Raw genomic sequence first — 12,666 nt, forward strand, 5'->3', positions numbered from 1 at the left:
AAGATCATCGAGCCTCCTGCGGCATCGCTGCGCTGGCATCGGTCAGCGCATTGATGGCAACATCCAGGCTCCCGATCTGCCAGCGCGCTCCAGCGCCGGCACCAGTTCAGGGAAGGCAATCACGCCCGGTGGCGTGGCCGGGCTTCAAACCCGGTGGGGGACGGCAGCCGTTCCTGGGTGGGTTCGACTCCCACTGCCTTCCGCCAATCTGATTGGTGAGTAGTCAAGGAATGTCGTGCTTCGTCTTCATCCACGGGCCTTTCGTCCCCGCGTGCGGAGCGACTCGAAGTACTCACTGTCGGCAGGCGCCAATGGCATCGACTCTGCGCCGGCGATCAGCAGGCCCCGCAGACGCTGGCGGTCCTGATCCTTTCGAATCAGCTCGCGCACGTATTCGCTGCTGGTGCCATAACCGCGTTGGCTGACCTGCTCATCGACAAAGCTCTTGAGCGAGTCCGGCAGGGAAATGTTCATCGTGCTCATGGGGCAATTCTCTCCCGAATGGCAAAATTTGCCACATTGGTGCCGCTCGCCGGTATCAAGCCGGTGTCCATAGCCAGGAAGTGGGACTGCTCGATCACTGGCGGCATTGGGGGACAAGTGCTTAGGTTGGATTCGGGCAGGATGGATCGTTCTGCCTTTTGCCCCCATTCACGAACTGCTCATTGAGAAGCTTTCATGAAGCAACCGCGTCGTCCGCTCTGCCTGCTGGCCCTTGCCGTATTGGCATCCACAGTACAGGCGCAGGAATTGTCTCGCCCGAGTTCCGAGGAGGCGACGCGCGCCATCCTGGCCATGATGAACATACCCGAAGTCGGTCAGGCCGACGTCAGGGTGGGGACTTGCGTCGAGCCGCTTCTGTCGGAACACGAAGGCCAGATCGCTTGTACGGTATTGGTCAGCATTGGTGCTGGCTCGTCGGAGACACAGGCGGACTTCTACCGCGAGAGTGGCGAATGGGTAGCTCAGCCCAGCGAGTCGCAGAGCAAGCTGCCCTTCCCCGATCCGGCTTTGAACGAGTAGGCCGGCTCACGCCCCTGCAATGTCAACGTGAGCGCACCGGCCAACAATTCGCGCTCACTGCCCCCACATCATCCGCTGCTGCTGGGCCGAGTAGTCGTCGCTCTGCAATTGGATGCGGGTGGGTTGGCGTTCGAGGCTGTCTTCGCCGAAGGATTCGCGCACGGGCGATTCGATGGCGTTGAAGTGGGTGTAGCGCGGGGCGTCGGAGCAGCCGGCGAGGGCGATACAGGCGAGGGTGACCACGGAGAGCTTGAGCATGGGAGAGTCCTCCTGGAGTGAGCCTCGAGAGTCGGCCAGGAGGATTAACGGCGGATTAAGGGGCGGCTCCAATGAGGTGCCTGGCCCGTATCGCTAATGACGTGTGATCGGGCGTGCCGGGGGCGTCAATCCAGCACGTTGTTCAGCACTTCGTAGATGACGCCAGTGGCGATGGTAACCAGCAGCAGGTCGGTGCCGGCTTGCTGCCATTCGTAGCCATCATAACGGGGCAGGCGGCCAACCAGGCGACCGTCGAGTTTCTTGGCGATACCGGGCGGCAGCGGTTTGCCCCGCGCGAGGTTCTTACGAATGCCTGGAGGTAGTGCCGCGCCAGGGCTCCAGTAGTCGCGGTTGTCGTCGAGAATGACGCGAACCCCGCCGATGTCGATCTGCGGGCCGCCTTGCCAGTTGCCGCCGCCGCTTTGTCCTTGATTGCCGTGTTGGGCGTTCTTGGCGTGGCCATTACCGTTGCCATTGCCGGCCAGCAGCATTGGGCTGGCGCCAATCAGGGCGAGGCCGAGGGCCGTTGCCAGCAGGGTGTTGGGTCTGGGCATATCCTTATGTTCTCCGTTTGGGCCTGTGCAGCTGAGCGTAGCCGTTGTCACACCATTCCGGCAGCAGGCGAACTGGTACCCAGGTGCCTGCATTTCGTCGGAATCCCACGAACCACGGGGGCTATGGTGTAGTCAGAGGAGTATCTCAACCCCGCCCCTGGAGGCGTATCGATCATGAAGAAAACCCTGGTTGTTGCAGCAGTCTGTGCTTTTGCGCTTGGTGCCACGGCTTTGCTGCCCGCCGACCTCTCGCCGATTGGTTCGGTTTATGCCAAGGGCAATGGTGGTGGCGGCGGTGGCGGTAATGGAGGTGGTCACGGCGGTGGTAATGGCGGTGGCAATGGTGGTGGCAATGGTGGTGGTCACGGTAGCAGTGCCGGCCACAGCGGTGACAATGGCGGCGGTGATGGCGATGGCAATGGTCACGGCAATGGCAAGGGCAAAGGCGCTCTTGGCCATACCAGTGACCCGTCCGACGGCAGCTCCGGCATCCACGGTGCGAAGCGCAATGGCAAGGTCGAAGGCGTCGAGCATGCCGGCAAGGCCACTCGCGACCACGGTGTGAGCGGCCATCACAACGGCACCGCCAAGAACGACAGCAAGGGACATGGCGCGACGACCTCGTCCGTGGCCCATTCGAAGGACACCCGTGGCCTGGCCAAGGCAACGGCGATCTCCGATACCACGCCGGGTACCCACAACACCAAGGGCCTGGACAACGCTTCCGATAACTCCACGAAGAACGATCACGACGACGAGTGAGTCGTCTCGCGGCCAGGGACGGCCGCTATCCCTCTCCCTTTCTTACTGCACCGGAAAATCGAAATAGGTCGACGGATAGGGCTCGGTTTTCAGCCGGTAATGCCACCACTCCGCGGCGTAGGGTTCGAAGCCGTGGCGCAGCATGGCCTGGCGCAGGGTTTCGCGGTTACGGGTCTGCTGCACGCTGATCAGCGTCGTCCCGTGGTGTGAAATGGGGCCGAAGAAATCGAAGCGGCTGCCCATGTCCAACTCCTCTCCCGTTTTTGCATCCACCAGCGTCAGGTCGACGGTGCTGCCGCGCGAGTGCCCGGAGTGCTGGGCGATGTAGCCGTCGCGGAACAGCGTGCGCTTGTCCTGGTCCGGGTAGTAGCGGGCTTTCTGCCGGGTGTCCTGCGGATCGGCGGCCCAGCGTTTGAAGGCCTCCACGGCGCGCTGCGGGCGATAACCATCGAAGATCTTCAGGGCCAGGCCGCTCAGGGCGAGGTCCTGTTCCACGGCGGCCAGCGCGGTGGCGGCCTCGCGGGTGAGGATGATCCGGGCCTTCTGGTAGCCGTCGATGGGCTCGCCGACGAAGTTGTCGGCGCCGGCGTAGCGCACGTCATAGCGGGCGGATTTCAGCACCTGGTCGAGGTAGACGAAGCCGGGTTGCGCCGGTTGGTCGGCGCGCAGCGGCAGGCAGGCGAACAACAGCAGCAGGAGCGGCAGGCGCCAGCCTTGTGCCGCGCCTGCCCGGCTCATGGGCGCAGGGCCTGCACCCCGTCGTCCTCGGGGTCGAAGTTGTCCAGGTACATGCGCCGGGCGAAGGCATCCAGCGCGGCCTGGCCTTGCAGGAAGCGGCCACGGGCGGCGGCCCAGTCGTCAGGCACAAGGCGCACCATCCAGCCTTCGCCGTAGCAGTCCTGGTTGATCAGGCCGGGCCTGCGCACCACGGCGTCATTGCTGGCGAGGATGTGACCATCCAGCGGGCTGCGGGCAGAGGAGGCGGCCTTGGCGAATTCGACCACGCCGAAACTGCGGTCGCACTCGATGTGCCAGCCGTCGCGCTTGGGGGTGAAGGCGAAAATCTGTCCGTAGAGGGCGCAGCCGTAGGCGGTGAGGCCGAGGGTGACGGCGCCGCCGGATTCTTCGCGCAGCCAGAGGTTGTACTCCGGGGCGTACAGGCGGTCGTCGGGGAATTCCAGCCCATGTAATTTCACAGGGTCAGCACCCGGTCGTATTCGAGGATCATCCGCGCTAGCTCGCCGCCGCTGGCGATCTCGTCGACTTCCTCGATCAGCCGGCTCTCGTCAATCGGCACGCCCGGCGCGCGACACATCAGCAGGCGTGCGCCGGCTTCCTTGGCCTGCTGGATGAAGTGGCTGATGGGCTCGCCACCCTCGGCGGCGTAGAGGTGGTCGGCGATGTCCTGGTGCGCCAGGCGGGTGCCTTCGCCGCTGAGGAAGAGGGTGACCTGGGCATCCATGCAGGCCAGCAAGGTGGCGGTGTAGAAGGGCGCCGCGCAGCGTGCCGGGGTGCTCGGGCCGCTGCTGACGATGATCAGCACGCGCTGCCGGTCAGATGGGCTCAAGGGCTTTCTCCAGTTGTACCAAGGCGATGCGCCGGCCCTGCGGGTCGGCGCGCTCGACGATGGCCTGCGGCCGATAACCCAGCCGGGTGTAGAGCAGCAACCCGGCGGCGTTGGCGTTGAAGCAGGACACCTTCATCACCCGCGCCTTGTACTGCTCGCGGGCGAGTTTCTCCATGACTTCGATCAGGTACTGAGCCACGCCGTGCCGGCGGGCCCAGGGCGCGACCATCATGTTGCCCAGCGCGCAGAACTCGCGCGGTTGCCATTGGTAGAAGTTGGCGAAGCCCGCCGCGCGCTCGTCCAGCAGGGCGAGGGTGCTGCCCCGGCGCTCGGCCATGGCGGCGGCGAGCTGGCCGACGGTCAGTGGCCAGCTCGCCTTGGGATAGCAGTAGAAGAGTTCGTCGCGATCCTGGGGAAAGCGCACCACTTCGTCGAGGTCGCCGGCAGCGGCGGGACGATGGCTGAGGATTGGATGTTCCACGCTGTCTCCCGGCTCAGTGCGGTGGGTACTGGGCGATGACTTTCTGCACCGTCTCGTTGATCGCCGCTTCACGCTCGGCGGGCGTCGGCGGGCTGCTGCGCATGATCTGCTCGCCGCTGCCACGCCAGACCAGCTTGCCGTCCTTGCCATCGAACAGGTCGACCTGGATGGTGGCGACCTTGTAGGTGACGGTGCGGGTCTCGGCCATCGGCGGCGGGCCCCAGTAGCCGCCCCAATAACCGTTCCAGTAGCCGCCGCTGTAGGAGGTGATCTGGTCCTGGCGCTGGTCGACGATCAGGTAGGCGCGCACTTTCACGTCGCCGATATTGCCGCCCTGGGCCTGGCGCAGGCCGCGCTGGTCGAGCTGGTCGGCGACGGACTGGGTGATCCGCTGTTCGGTGAGGTCGCTCTTGATTCGCGGGTCGTCCGGACGGTATTCGAACGACGGCTGTGCCCAGCTCCAGGTCATGTAGCGGGAGAAGTCACGGGTGGTGTCGTAGTCGCGGCTGACGCTGGTGGTTTCGCAGGCGGCCAGACCCAGCATCAGGCCCAGAAGCAGTAAACGGCGGATCATGGGGAATACTCCTGATAGAGCTTCCATCCAAGCGCAGAGTCCGCGCAAAGGCAAGCGGCAGAGCGGTTGTGCGGGGCGCCGGAACGCGTTGCCTGGCAAGCGCCCTGGCCACCCGCCGATCAGCCCGGCGGATAGCCGTCCATGGCCTTGCGTGCGGCCTCGCGCAGTGCGCGGGCCTGGTCGCTCTGGCTGCTGGCGTTCTCGTATTCGGCGCTGCCGCTCCACACCTCCTGGTGGCTGTGGGCGTCGAACAGGGTGATGTGCACCACGCTGACAGTGACCACATAGGTGCGCACGACCGGGTAATAGGCGCCGCCGTACCAGGGATCACCCCAGCCGCCGTAGTAGCCGCCGCCATAGTAGTCGGTGGTCTGCCGGGTGCGTTGTTCGCTGGAGAGTTGGGCGCTGACCACCAGGTCCGCCGGCGCATTGCTGCGCGCCGGGCGCAGGCCGCGCTGGTCGAGGGCTTCGCTGACGGCGTCCTGCAACGGACCGCCAAAGCCGGTGCCGTCGGCCCAGTTCCAGGAGCGGTAGTGCCCATAGTCCATCGGCGCCGCCGGGTAGCTGCCGGGGTCGAGCCCCGGATGGGCCGCCGAAGCCGGCGCCGGCTGCATCGGCAGTGACGTGGCGGTGTAGGGGTTCGGTCTCTGGCACGCGGCCAGGGCGGCGAACAGCGGCAGGATCAGCAGGTAACGCGGCATGACGGACTCCCGCACGCCCGGACCGGTCGGCGTGCGCACTCGCAAACTATGCACCTAATCCTGTGGCCGGCACAGCCAGTGCAGGTAGCGACCCAGGCCGGCGAAGGCAGGATGCCGACGGTATTGCAGTTCCATCTCCACCAGGTCCAGTGGCTCGGCCTTGTGCTGGAACTCCACCGGCATGTAGTCGTGGAACACCCGCACGCCGCTGCGTGCCTCGATGCGCCAGTGACCGTCCATGGCGGCTTCCAGCGTGCGTGGGTCGAGCGGCTCCTGCGGCGTCAGGCTCTGCCCTTCGCCGGAGAATCGATTCTTGCGCAGCTTGCGGAAGTGGCCCTTGAGCAGGTTGCGGTAGATCAGCGCGTCGCGGTTGTAGAAGGCCAGCGACAGCCAGCCGTCGCTGCGAGTCAGCTGGTGCAGCACCGGAAGGATCGCCAGCGGCTCAGCCAGCCATTCCAGCACGGCGTGGCAGATCACCAGGTCGTAGGGTTCGTTGAGCTGGCCGAGCAGGTCCTGCCAGGGCGCCTCGATGAAGGTGGCGGAGAGGCCCGCTTCGGCAAAGCGCTGGCGGGCGCCTTCGAGCATCGGCGCGGCCGGCTCGGCGAGGGTGACGTCGTGGCCGCGTCCGGCCAGCCACAGCGACATGTGGCCGAGGCCCGCGCCGATATCCAGCACACGCAGCGGGTGGTCCGGCAGCGCTTCGGCAAGGTCGGCCTGCAACACGGCGAGGCGGATCGCGCCCTTGGCGCCGCCGTAGATCTTCTCGGCGAAGCGCGTCGCCAGTTCGTCGAAATGGCGGTCGCCGGTCTTGGGAGGCTGGCTCACTTGGCGCCCCCTTCGATGAAGCGCCGCTCGCTGTCGGCCAGCTTGGCACGCACCGCCTGCTCCATGTCGATACCCAGCTCTGCGCACAGCAGCAGGAGGTAGAGCACGATGTCGCCGACTTCCTGCCCGGCGTGGGCGAGCGTTTCCGGCGGCAACTGGCGGGATTCGTCCTCGCGCAGCCACTGGAAGATTTCCACCAGCTCGGCCATTTCCACGCTGGCGGCCATGGCCAGGTTCTTCGGGCTGTGGAAGCGGCTCCAGTCGTTATGGTCGCGGATGGCGTGCAGGCGCGCGGTGAGTTCTTCGAGGTTCATGCAGATGGGGCTCCAACGTCAGCCCCATAGCTTCAGGCTTCAGGCGGGCGCCTTCAAGCGTCGCGCTTCAGCTATCGAGAGGGCTCCAGCTGCCGGCCATGTGTGGCAGGTCGTCCTTGCCGCGCAGGCTGAACTGCCCGGCCGGTGCCGGTTCGCTGGCCAGCAGGTTGACCGAGCAGGGCAGCAGCACCGGCTTCTGGAAGCGCACTTCGACCCGATAGCCGGCCGACGGCAGTTGCTCGCCCAGCGCCGCCAGGCTGCGGGCCTTGTTCCACAGGCCGTGGGCGATGGCGCGGGGGAAGCCGAACAGCCTGGCACTGGCGGCGGACAGGTGGATCGGATTGTAGTCGCCGGCGACGCGGGCATAGCGGCGGCCAATGTCCGCCGGGCAGCTCCAGGCGTCGATCTGCTCCAGCGGCAGCTCGGCCACGTCTTCGCGAGCGGGTGGCGTGCCATCCAGGCGCATGCCGCGGAACAGGATGCGGCTGTCGCCTTCCCAGAGCAGACCGAGCTGGTCGTGCAGCTGGGTGATGATGCTGAAGGTCACGCCCTTCTCGTGGGGCTGCAGGTTGTCCACCCGCACGCTGACGTTGAACGGTCCGAGCCCGCCCAGCGGGCGCAACACGCTGATACGGTTTTCCAGGTGCACCAGGCCCAGCAGCGGGAAGGGGAAGCGCGCGTCGGTGAGCAAGCCCATCTGCAGGCCGAAGGCGAGGACGTGCGGGTAGGTGGGCGGCAGCAGGTGGTTGTCGGGGAAGCCGCAGACCTTGCGATAGCGCTCAAGATGCTTCGGATCGACCGTCACCGGGCAGCGCAAGCCGCGGGTCGGCAGGCTGCGGCCGCGCACGCCACGGCGCAGGGCGGCGCGGACGAACAGGCCGGTGAGGGCGGGGGGAGCGGACAGATCGAGCCAATCGCGGGACATCGGGTATCTCCTGAGGGGCATACAGTCAGCTTAGCTGCCGCTCTGCGTCGGGCATTGGCCGCAGTAACGCGGTGCATGGCAGGCAAGTCAATCTGACCGTCCGATTGCTCGGAGATTTCGTTCAATGGCCTTCCTGATTCTCTTGAGGGGGGAGAGGAAAGCTGCCTAAGATGGGCCCGCCCCATGGATAACTAGAAAAAACACCATGCGTGATCTGACCGACGATGTGGCGCTGATGCGCCCGGTGATCGACGCCCTGCGCGCCAGCGGCACCGACCCCGACCGTGTACTGGCGCGCGTCGGCCTGCCCGCCGGCAGCCTGCCTGCCGGACGCTTTCCCCACAGCGCACAGAACCTGTTCTGGAAGGCCGCCGCCGAAGAATGCGGCCAGGAGCACGTCGGCCTCTACCTGGCCGGCCACCTGCCGGCGTTCCATGGCCTGCTGCTGGAATACCTGTTCCTCTCCAGCTCGACCTTTGGCGAAGGCCTGCGCCACGCCCTGCGCTACGTGCGCCTGCTCTCCGACACCCTCAATGCGCGCTTGGAAGTCGAAGGCGAACGCGCCGTGCTGCTGCTCGGCCATGCGGCCGGAACCAACCGGCACTTCCCGGAAATGCTCGCCGGCGCTGTGGTCCGTCTGTTCCACGCCCTCACCGAAGGCGACTTCAAACCCCATCAGGTGCAGCTGATGCACGAAGCCGGTGCTCCCGCCGAGCGCTATCAGGATGTCTACGGTTGCCCGGCGGTGCTGGGCGCCGAGCGCTACGCCCTGGTGTTCGACGCCGCCGTGCTGGACAAGCCCTCGCGCCATGCCGCCCCGGAATTGCTGCGTATGCACGAGTCGCTGGCGCGCCGGCAGCTGGCCGAGGTCGAACGCCTGGACCTGGTACGCAAGGTGCGCGAGCTGATCGGCGTGCTGCTGGTGGATGGCGGCGCGACCCTCGAACAGGTTGCCGCCCGCCTGGATATGCCCGCCCGCCGCCTGCGCGAGCGCCTGGCCATGGCCGGGGTGCGCTTCAACGACCTGGTCACCGACTACCGCTGCCGGCTGGCCAAGGACCTGCTGCTCAAGACCGACGAGCGCATCGAGGTGATTGTCGAGCGCACCGGCTTCTCCGAGCCGAGCACCTTCTACCGCGCCTTCAAGCGCTGGGTCGGCGAGACCCCGGTGGAGTTCCGCCGGCGCGGACGGCCGCAGACGCCGGCGGAGTGATCGAACCTCTTCGAGTGGCGTGCTGAGTAGGCTTGGCGCGCTTTTCCACCCGAGGATTTCCCGATGCAACGCCGAATTCGTAACGCCCTGCTGTGTGGCGCCGTGCTCCTGGGCAGCCAGCAGGCACTGGCCAGCCAGACGGGCGAAACGGCCTTCTCCCGCCTGGACCGCGATGCCGATGGCTACATCGAGGCCAGCGACATGGCGGCGATGCGCGAACGCATGTTCCGCCGGCTGGACCGTGACACCGACGGTTTCCTCAGCCGCCAGGAGCTCACCCCGCCGAGCCAGAGCAGCAATCCTTCGCCCAATGCCGTGGTCTGGCCGGACAGCGATGGCGACGGGAAGGTCAGCCCGGCCGAGTTCATGGCCCAGGAGCCCGCGCTGATCCTGCGCGGTGATCGCGATGGTGACCGTCGATTGAGTGCGGAGGAGTTTCAGCAGTTGATTGCGGCGCGGGGGCGGTAGGTTCGACCCGCGGGGCAGCCTGTAGGAGCGCCCCATGGGCGCGAATCGCGGGCGTGGCCCGCTCCTACAAGAGCGGGGCGTACGGTTGCGCGCCCCTTGCGATCACGCCCCCAGCAAACTCTGCCCACACACCCGCAGCACCTGCCCGCTCACCGCGCCGGACCCCGGCTGGGCGAACCAGGCCACGGCTTCGGCGACGTCCTGCGGCAGGCCGCCCTGGCCCATGGAGTTCATGCGCCGGCCGGCCTCGCGGATGGTCAGCGGGATGGCGGCGGTCATCTGGGTTTCGATGAAGCCCGGCGCCACCGCGTTGATGCTGATGCCCTTCTTGCCCAGCGCCGGCGCCCAGGCCTGTGCCAGGCCGATCAGGCCGGCCTTGCTCACCGCATAGTTGGTCTGGCCCATGTTGCCGGCGATGCCGCTGATGGAGGCGAGCAGCACCACGCGGCCGTCGTCGTGCAGCTTGTTCGCGTCCAGCAGCGCCTGGGTCAGCACCTGCGGAGCCTTGAGGTTCACGTCGATCACCGAGTTCCAGAAGGCTTCGCTCATCTTGGCGACGGTCTTGTCGCGGGTGATACCAGCGTTGTGCACCAGGATGTCGACGCCATCGGGTAGCGCCGCCACCAGTTGCGCGCCCGCATCGGCGGCGCAGATGTCCAGCGCCACGCCCCGGCCGCCCAGACGAGCGGCCAGCGCATCGAGCGCGTCCTTGGCGGGCGGCACGTCCAGCAGCACCACCTCGGCGCCGTCACGGGCGAGGGTCTCGGCGATGGCGGCGCCGATGCCGCGGGCGGCGCCGGTCACCAGTGCGCGCTTGCCCACCAGCGGACGGCTCCAGTCCTGCACCTGCTTGTCGTAGGCGGACAGGCGCACGACCTGCCCGGACACATAGGCGCTCTTGGGCGAGAGGAAGAAGCGCAGCGCGCCTTCGAGCTGGTCCTCGGCGCCCTTGCCAACATACAGCAGCTGCACGTTGCCGCCGCGGCGGATCTCCTTGCCCAGGGAGCGGCTGAAACCTTCCAGGCTGCGCTGCACGCTGGCGGCGACGGGGTCTTTCAGGGACTCCGGTGCGCGGCCGAGGATCACCACGTGCGGGCATTTATCCAGGCCTTTGAGCGCGCTCTGGAAGAAGGTGCGCAGCTCGATCGTCTGCTCGAAGCGCGTCAGGCCGCTGGCGTCGAAGACGATGGCCTTGAGCTTCGGCCCATGCTCGGCGGTCCAGCGCGGCAGGCCGTACTGGCCTTCGGCGAAGGCGAACACCGCGTCGGTCAGGCGCTCGGAAAATGACAGCACGGCCTCGTTCAGGCCACCTTCGCCGCCGAGCAGCAGTGCTCCGTCCACCGGCCGCGTGCGTCCGGCACTCCAGCGATCCAGTCGCACCGGCGCGGGCAGGCCAAGGGCTCCGACCAGGCGGCGGCCGACGTTGGAGTTGGCGAAGGCGATGTAGCGATCGGTCATGGAACGGGCTCCTGCACGGGTTCTCAAAGTGCTGACCACTCTACGCAGCCGCCGGTTCTGCGCAATTGACCGCGCTGACCTGCGCAACGGCGAGGCGGCCAATGCGACACAAGCGGCTAAGGTTAGCCTTGAGCGCACTTCAACGCTCATTCTCAGGAGCCCTGCATGACCCAATTGCGCCGGGTCGCCATCGTTGGCGGCAACCGAATTCCCTTCGCCCGCTCCAACACCGTGTATTCCACGGCAAGCAACCAGGAGATGCTGACCTCCGCGCTGGACGGTCTGATCGAGCGCTACAAGCTGCACGGCGAACGCCTGGGCGAGGTGGTCGCCGGTGCGGTGCTCAAGCATTCGCGCGACTTCAACCTGACCCGCGAGTGCGTGCTCGGCACCCGCCTGGCGCCGGAGACCCCGGCCTACGACATCCAGCAGGCCTGCGGCACGGGTCTGGAAGCGGCCATCCTGGTAGCCAACAAGATCGCCCTCGGGCAGATCGAGTGCGGCATCGCCGGCGGCGTGGACACCACCTCCGACGCGCCCATCGGCGTCAACGAAGGGCTGCGCAAGATCCTGCTGGAGGCCAATCGCGGCAAGTCCAACGGCGAGAAGATCAGGAGCCTGCTGAAGATCCGTCCGCGCCACCTGATGCCGCACATTCCGAAGAACGGCGAGCCGCGCACCGGGCTGTCCATGGGAGAGCACTGCGAGCAGATGGCGCAGACCTGGGCCATCCCCCGCGATGAGCAGGACAAGCTGGCCTTCGAAAGCCACCACAAACTGGCCGCCGCCTACGACGAGGGCTGGCAGAACGACCTGATGACGCCGTTCCGTGGCCTGGTGCGCGACCAGAACCTGCGCCCGGACATCAACCTGGAGAAGATCGGCACCCTGCGGCCGGTATTCGAAAAGGGCCCGCGCGGCACCCTGACGGCAGCCAACTCCACGCCGCTGACCGACGGCGCCTCGGTGGTGCTGCTGGCCAGCGAGGAGTGGGCCAAGGCGCGCGGCCTGCCGATCCTGGCGTACTTCAAGGATGGCGAGGCGGCGGCGGTGGACTTCGTCGGCGGCCACGAGGGCCTGCTGATGGCGCCGGTCTACGCGGTGCCGCGTCTGCTGGCGCGCAACGGCCTGACCCTGCAGGACTTCGACTACTACGAGATCCACGAAGCCTTCGCTGCCCAGGTGCTCTGTACCCTCAAGGCCTGGGAGGACGCGGAGTACTGCAAGACGCGCCTGGGCCTTGACGCGCCGCTGGGTTCCATCGACCGCAGCAAACTCAATGTGAAGGGCAGTTCGCTGGCTGCGGGACACCCGTTCGCCGCCACCGGCGGGCGCATCGTCGCCAACCTGGCCAAGCTGCTGGACGCGGCCGGGAAGCGGCGCGGACTGATCTCGATCTGCGCGGCAGGCGGCCAAGGTGTGACCGCGATCGTGGAAAAGTAATCCAATACATCGGGGCGGCCATTGGCGGCCCCACGATGTAGCAACTCCGTGACTTCAGGCGGCACCGCGCAAGCGGCGCCGCCTTTTTTTTATCTTCGCG

Annotated in this window: 18 protein-coding genes and 1 tRNA gene; 6 read left to right on the plus strand and 13 right to left on the minus strand. The window is 66.8% G+C overall.

Translation table 11 applies throughout. The features are described 5' to 3' along the window. The first annotated feature begins 110 nt into the window (after positions 1–110). Positions 111–206, plus strand: a tRNA-Sec gene (locus J5M67_RS01320). 40 nt (positions 207–246) lie between these two features. On the opposite strand, the gene J5M67_RS01325 is transcribed toward J5M67_RS01320, so the two are convergent. Then, positions 247–483, minus strand: a complete 237-nt coding sequence (locus J5M67_RS01325) for a type II toxin-antitoxin system ParD family antitoxin (RefSeq protein WP_207882502.1) — start codon at positions 481–483, stop codon at positions 247–249. 195 nt (positions 484–678) lie between these two features. Between J5M67_RS01325 and J5M67_RS01330 the strand changes: the two genes are divergently transcribed. After that, positions 679–1,023 carry a hypothetical protein gene (locus tag J5M67_RS01330; RefSeq protein ID WP_207882504.1) on the plus strand — a complete coding sequence of 115 codons (345 nt, stop codon included), beginning with the start codon at positions 679–681 and terminating at the stop codon, positions 1,021–1,023. 54 nt (positions 1,024–1,077) lie between these two features. On the opposite strand, the gene J5M67_RS01335 is transcribed toward J5M67_RS01330, so the two are convergent. Together J5M67_RS01335 and J5M67_RS01340 are read right to left on the minus strand one after the other, a co-directional pair. Continuing rightward, positions 1,078–1,281 (minus strand): hypothetical protein, encoded by a 204-nt coding sequence (locus J5M67_RS01335; RefSeq protein WP_207882506.1) that lies wholly within the window; start codon positions 1,279–1,281, stop codon positions 1,078–1,080. Positions 1,282–1,406: 125 nt separating this feature from the next. Beyond that, positions 1,407–1,835 carry an anti-virulence regulator CigR family protein gene (locus J5M67_RS01340; RefSeq protein WP_207882510.1) on the minus strand — a complete coding sequence of 143 codons (429 nt, stop codon included), beginning with the start codon at positions 1,833–1,835 and terminating at the stop codon, positions 1,407–1,409. Between the two features lie 174 nt (positions 1,836–2,009). Between J5M67_RS01340 and J5M67_RS01345 the strand changes: the two genes are divergently transcribed. After that, positions 2,010–2,597 (plus strand): hypothetical protein, encoded by a 588-nt coding sequence (locus tag J5M67_RS01345; RefSeq protein ID WP_207882512.1) that lies wholly within the window; start codon positions 2,010–2,012, stop codon positions 2,595–2,597. A gap of 42 nt (positions 2,598–2,639) precedes the next feature. On the opposite strand, the gene J5M67_RS01350 is transcribed toward J5M67_RS01345, so the two are convergent. The 9 genes from J5M67_RS01350 to J5M67_RS01390 form a co-directional block, all read right to left on the minus strand. Further along, positions 2,640–3,335: a M15 family metallopeptidase gene (locus J5M67_RS01350; RefSeq protein ID WP_207882514.1), complete on the minus strand. Its 696-nt coding sequence runs from the start codon at positions 3,333–3,335 to the stop codon at positions 2,640–2,642. Continuing rightward, the gene (locus J5M67_RS01355) at positions 3,332–3,793 is read right to left on the minus strand and encodes a glycine cleavage system protein H (RefSeq protein WP_207882516.1); all 462 of its coding nucleotides are present in this window, start codon (positions 3,791–3,793) and stop codon (positions 3,332–3,334) included. The genes J5M67_RS01350 and J5M67_RS01355 overlap by 4 nt, the downstream gene beginning before the upstream one ends. Beyond that, positions 3,790–4,164: a DsrE family protein gene (locus J5M67_RS01360; RefSeq protein WP_207882518.1), complete on the minus strand. Its 375-nt coding sequence runs from the start codon at positions 4,162–4,164 to the stop codon at positions 3,790–3,792. The genes J5M67_RS01355 and J5M67_RS01360 overlap by 4 nt, the downstream gene beginning before the upstream one ends. Beyond that, the gene (locus J5M67_RS01365; RefSeq protein WP_207882520.1) at positions 4,151–4,645 is read right to left on the minus strand and encodes a GNAT family N-acetyltransferase; all 495 of its coding nucleotides are present in this window, start codon (positions 4,643–4,645) and stop codon (positions 4,151–4,153) included. The genes J5M67_RS01360 and J5M67_RS01365 overlap by 14 nt, the downstream gene beginning before the upstream one ends. Before the next feature lie 13 nt (positions 4,646–4,658). Continuing rightward, entirely contained in the window at positions 4,659–5,219 is a 561-nt protein-coding gene (locus J5M67_RS01370; protein WP_207882522.1) for a DUF4136 domain-containing protein, read from the minus strand. Positions 5,220–5,338: 119 nt separating this feature from the next. Continuing rightward, complete coding sequence (locus tag J5M67_RS01375) at positions 5,339–5,920, minus strand: DUF4136 domain-containing protein (RefSeq protein ID WP_207882524.1); 582 nt, start codon at positions 5,918–5,920, stop codon at positions 5,339–5,341. Between the two features lie 54 nt (positions 5,921–5,974). Further along, positions 5,975–6,745: a methyltransferase domain-containing protein gene (locus J5M67_RS01380; protein WP_207882526.1), complete on the minus strand. Its 771-nt coding sequence runs from the start codon at positions 6,743–6,745 to the stop codon at positions 5,975–5,977. After that, the gene (locus J5M67_RS01385; protein ID WP_207882535.1) at positions 6,742–7,059 is read right to left on the minus strand and encodes a nucleotide pyrophosphohydrolase; all 318 of its coding nucleotides are present in this window, start codon (positions 7,057–7,059) and stop codon (positions 6,742–6,744) included. Before J5M67_RS01385 ends, J5M67_RS01380 begins: the two co-directional genes overlap by 4 nt. Before the next feature lie 67 nt (positions 7,060–7,126). Further along, positions 7,127–7,984, minus strand: a complete 858-nt coding sequence (locus J5M67_RS01390) for a MaoC family dehydratase (RefSeq protein WP_207882537.1) — start codon at positions 7,982–7,984, stop codon at positions 7,127–7,129. A 205-nt stretch (positions 7,985–8,189) separates the two neighbouring features. Here J5M67_RS01390 and J5M67_RS01395 point away from each other — a divergent pair, with 205 nt between their 5' ends. Then, complete coding sequence (locus J5M67_RS01395) at positions 8,190–9,197, plus strand: AraC family transcriptional regulator (RefSeq protein ID WP_207882539.1); 1,008 nt, start codon at positions 8,190–8,192, stop codon at positions 9,195–9,197. 63 nt (positions 9,198–9,260) lie between these two features. Then, entirely contained in the window at positions 9,261–9,665 is a 405-nt protein-coding gene (locus J5M67_RS01400) for an EF-hand domain-containing protein (protein ID WP_207882541.1), read from the plus strand. Positions 9,666–9,767: 102 nt separating this feature from the next. On the opposite strand, the gene J5M67_RS01405 is transcribed toward J5M67_RS01400, so the two are convergent. After that, complete coding sequence (locus J5M67_RS01405; protein ID WP_207882543.1) at positions 9,768–11,123, minus strand: 3-oxoacyl-ACP reductase; 1,356 nt, start codon at positions 11,121–11,123, stop codon at positions 9,768–9,770. Positions 11,124–11,288: 165 nt separating this feature from the next. Here J5M67_RS01405 and J5M67_RS01410 point away from each other — a divergent pair, with 165 nt between their 5' ends. Continuing rightward, complete coding sequence (locus J5M67_RS01410) at positions 11,289–12,566, plus strand: acetyl-CoA C-acetyltransferase (protein ID WP_207882545.1); 1,278 nt, start codon at positions 11,289–11,291, stop codon at positions 12,564–12,566. Positions 12,567–12,666 lie beyond the last annotated feature (100 nt).

Source organism: Pseudomonas sp. 30_B (assembly GCF_017491605.1).
Lineage (GTDB): Bacteria > Pseudomonadota > Gammaproteobacteria > Pseudomonadales > Pseudomonadaceae > Pseudomonas.

Coding starts and splice junctions, on each gene's coding strand:
- J5M67_RS01375 (WP_207882524.1), bottom strand. CDS start 5,920: ATGCCGCGTTACCTGCTGATCCTGCCGCTGTTCGCCGCCCTGGCCGCG.
- J5M67_RS01405 (WP_207882543.1), bottom strand. CDS start 11,123: ATGACCGATCGCTACATCGCCTTCGCCAACTCCAACGTCGGCCGCCGC.
- J5M67_RS01400 (WP_207882541.1), top strand. CDS start 9,261: ATGCAACGCCGAATTCGTAACGCCCTGCTGTGTGGCGCCGTGCTCCTG.
- J5M67_RS01330 (WP_207882504.1), top strand. CDS start 679: ATGAAGCAACCGCGTCGTCCGCTCTGCCTGCTGGCCCTTGCCGTATTG.
- J5M67_RS01335 (WP_207882506.1), bottom strand. CDS start 1,281: ATGCTCAAGCTCTCCGTGGTCACCCTCGCCTGTATCGCCCTCGCCGGC.
- J5M67_RS01325 (WP_207882502.1), bottom strand. CDS start 483: ATGAGCACGATGAACATTTCCCTGCCGGACTCGCTCAAGAGCTTTGTC.
- J5M67_RS01345 (WP_207882512.1), top strand. CDS start 2,010: ATGAAGAAAACCCTGGTTGTTGCAGCAGTCTGTGCTTTTGCGCTTGGT.
- J5M67_RS01340 (WP_207882510.1), bottom strand. CDS start 1,835: ATGCCCAGACCCAACACCCTGCTGGCAACGGCCCTCGGCCTCGCCCTG.
- J5M67_RS01385 (WP_207882535.1), bottom strand. CDS start 7,059: ATGAACCTCGAAGAACTCACCGCGCGCCTGCACGCCATCCGCGACCAT.
- J5M67_RS01350 (WP_207882514.1), bottom strand. CDS start 3,335: ATGAGCCGGGCAGGCGCGGCACAAGGCTGGCGCCTGCCGCTCCTGCTG.
- J5M67_RS01395 (WP_207882539.1), top strand. CDS start 8,190: ATGCGTGATCTGACCGACGATGTGGCGCTGATGCGCCCGGTGATCGAC.
- J5M67_RS01390 (WP_207882537.1), bottom strand. CDS start 7,984: ATGTCCCGCGATTGGCTCGATCTGTCCGCTCCCCCCGCCCTCACCGGC.
- J5M67_RS01410 (WP_207882545.1), top strand. CDS start 11,289: ATGACCCAATTGCGCCGGGTCGCCATCGTTGGCGGCAACCGAATTCCC.
- J5M67_RS01370 (WP_207882522.1), bottom strand. CDS start 5,219: ATGATCCGCCGTTTACTGCTTCTGGGCCTGATGCTGGGTCTGGCCGCC.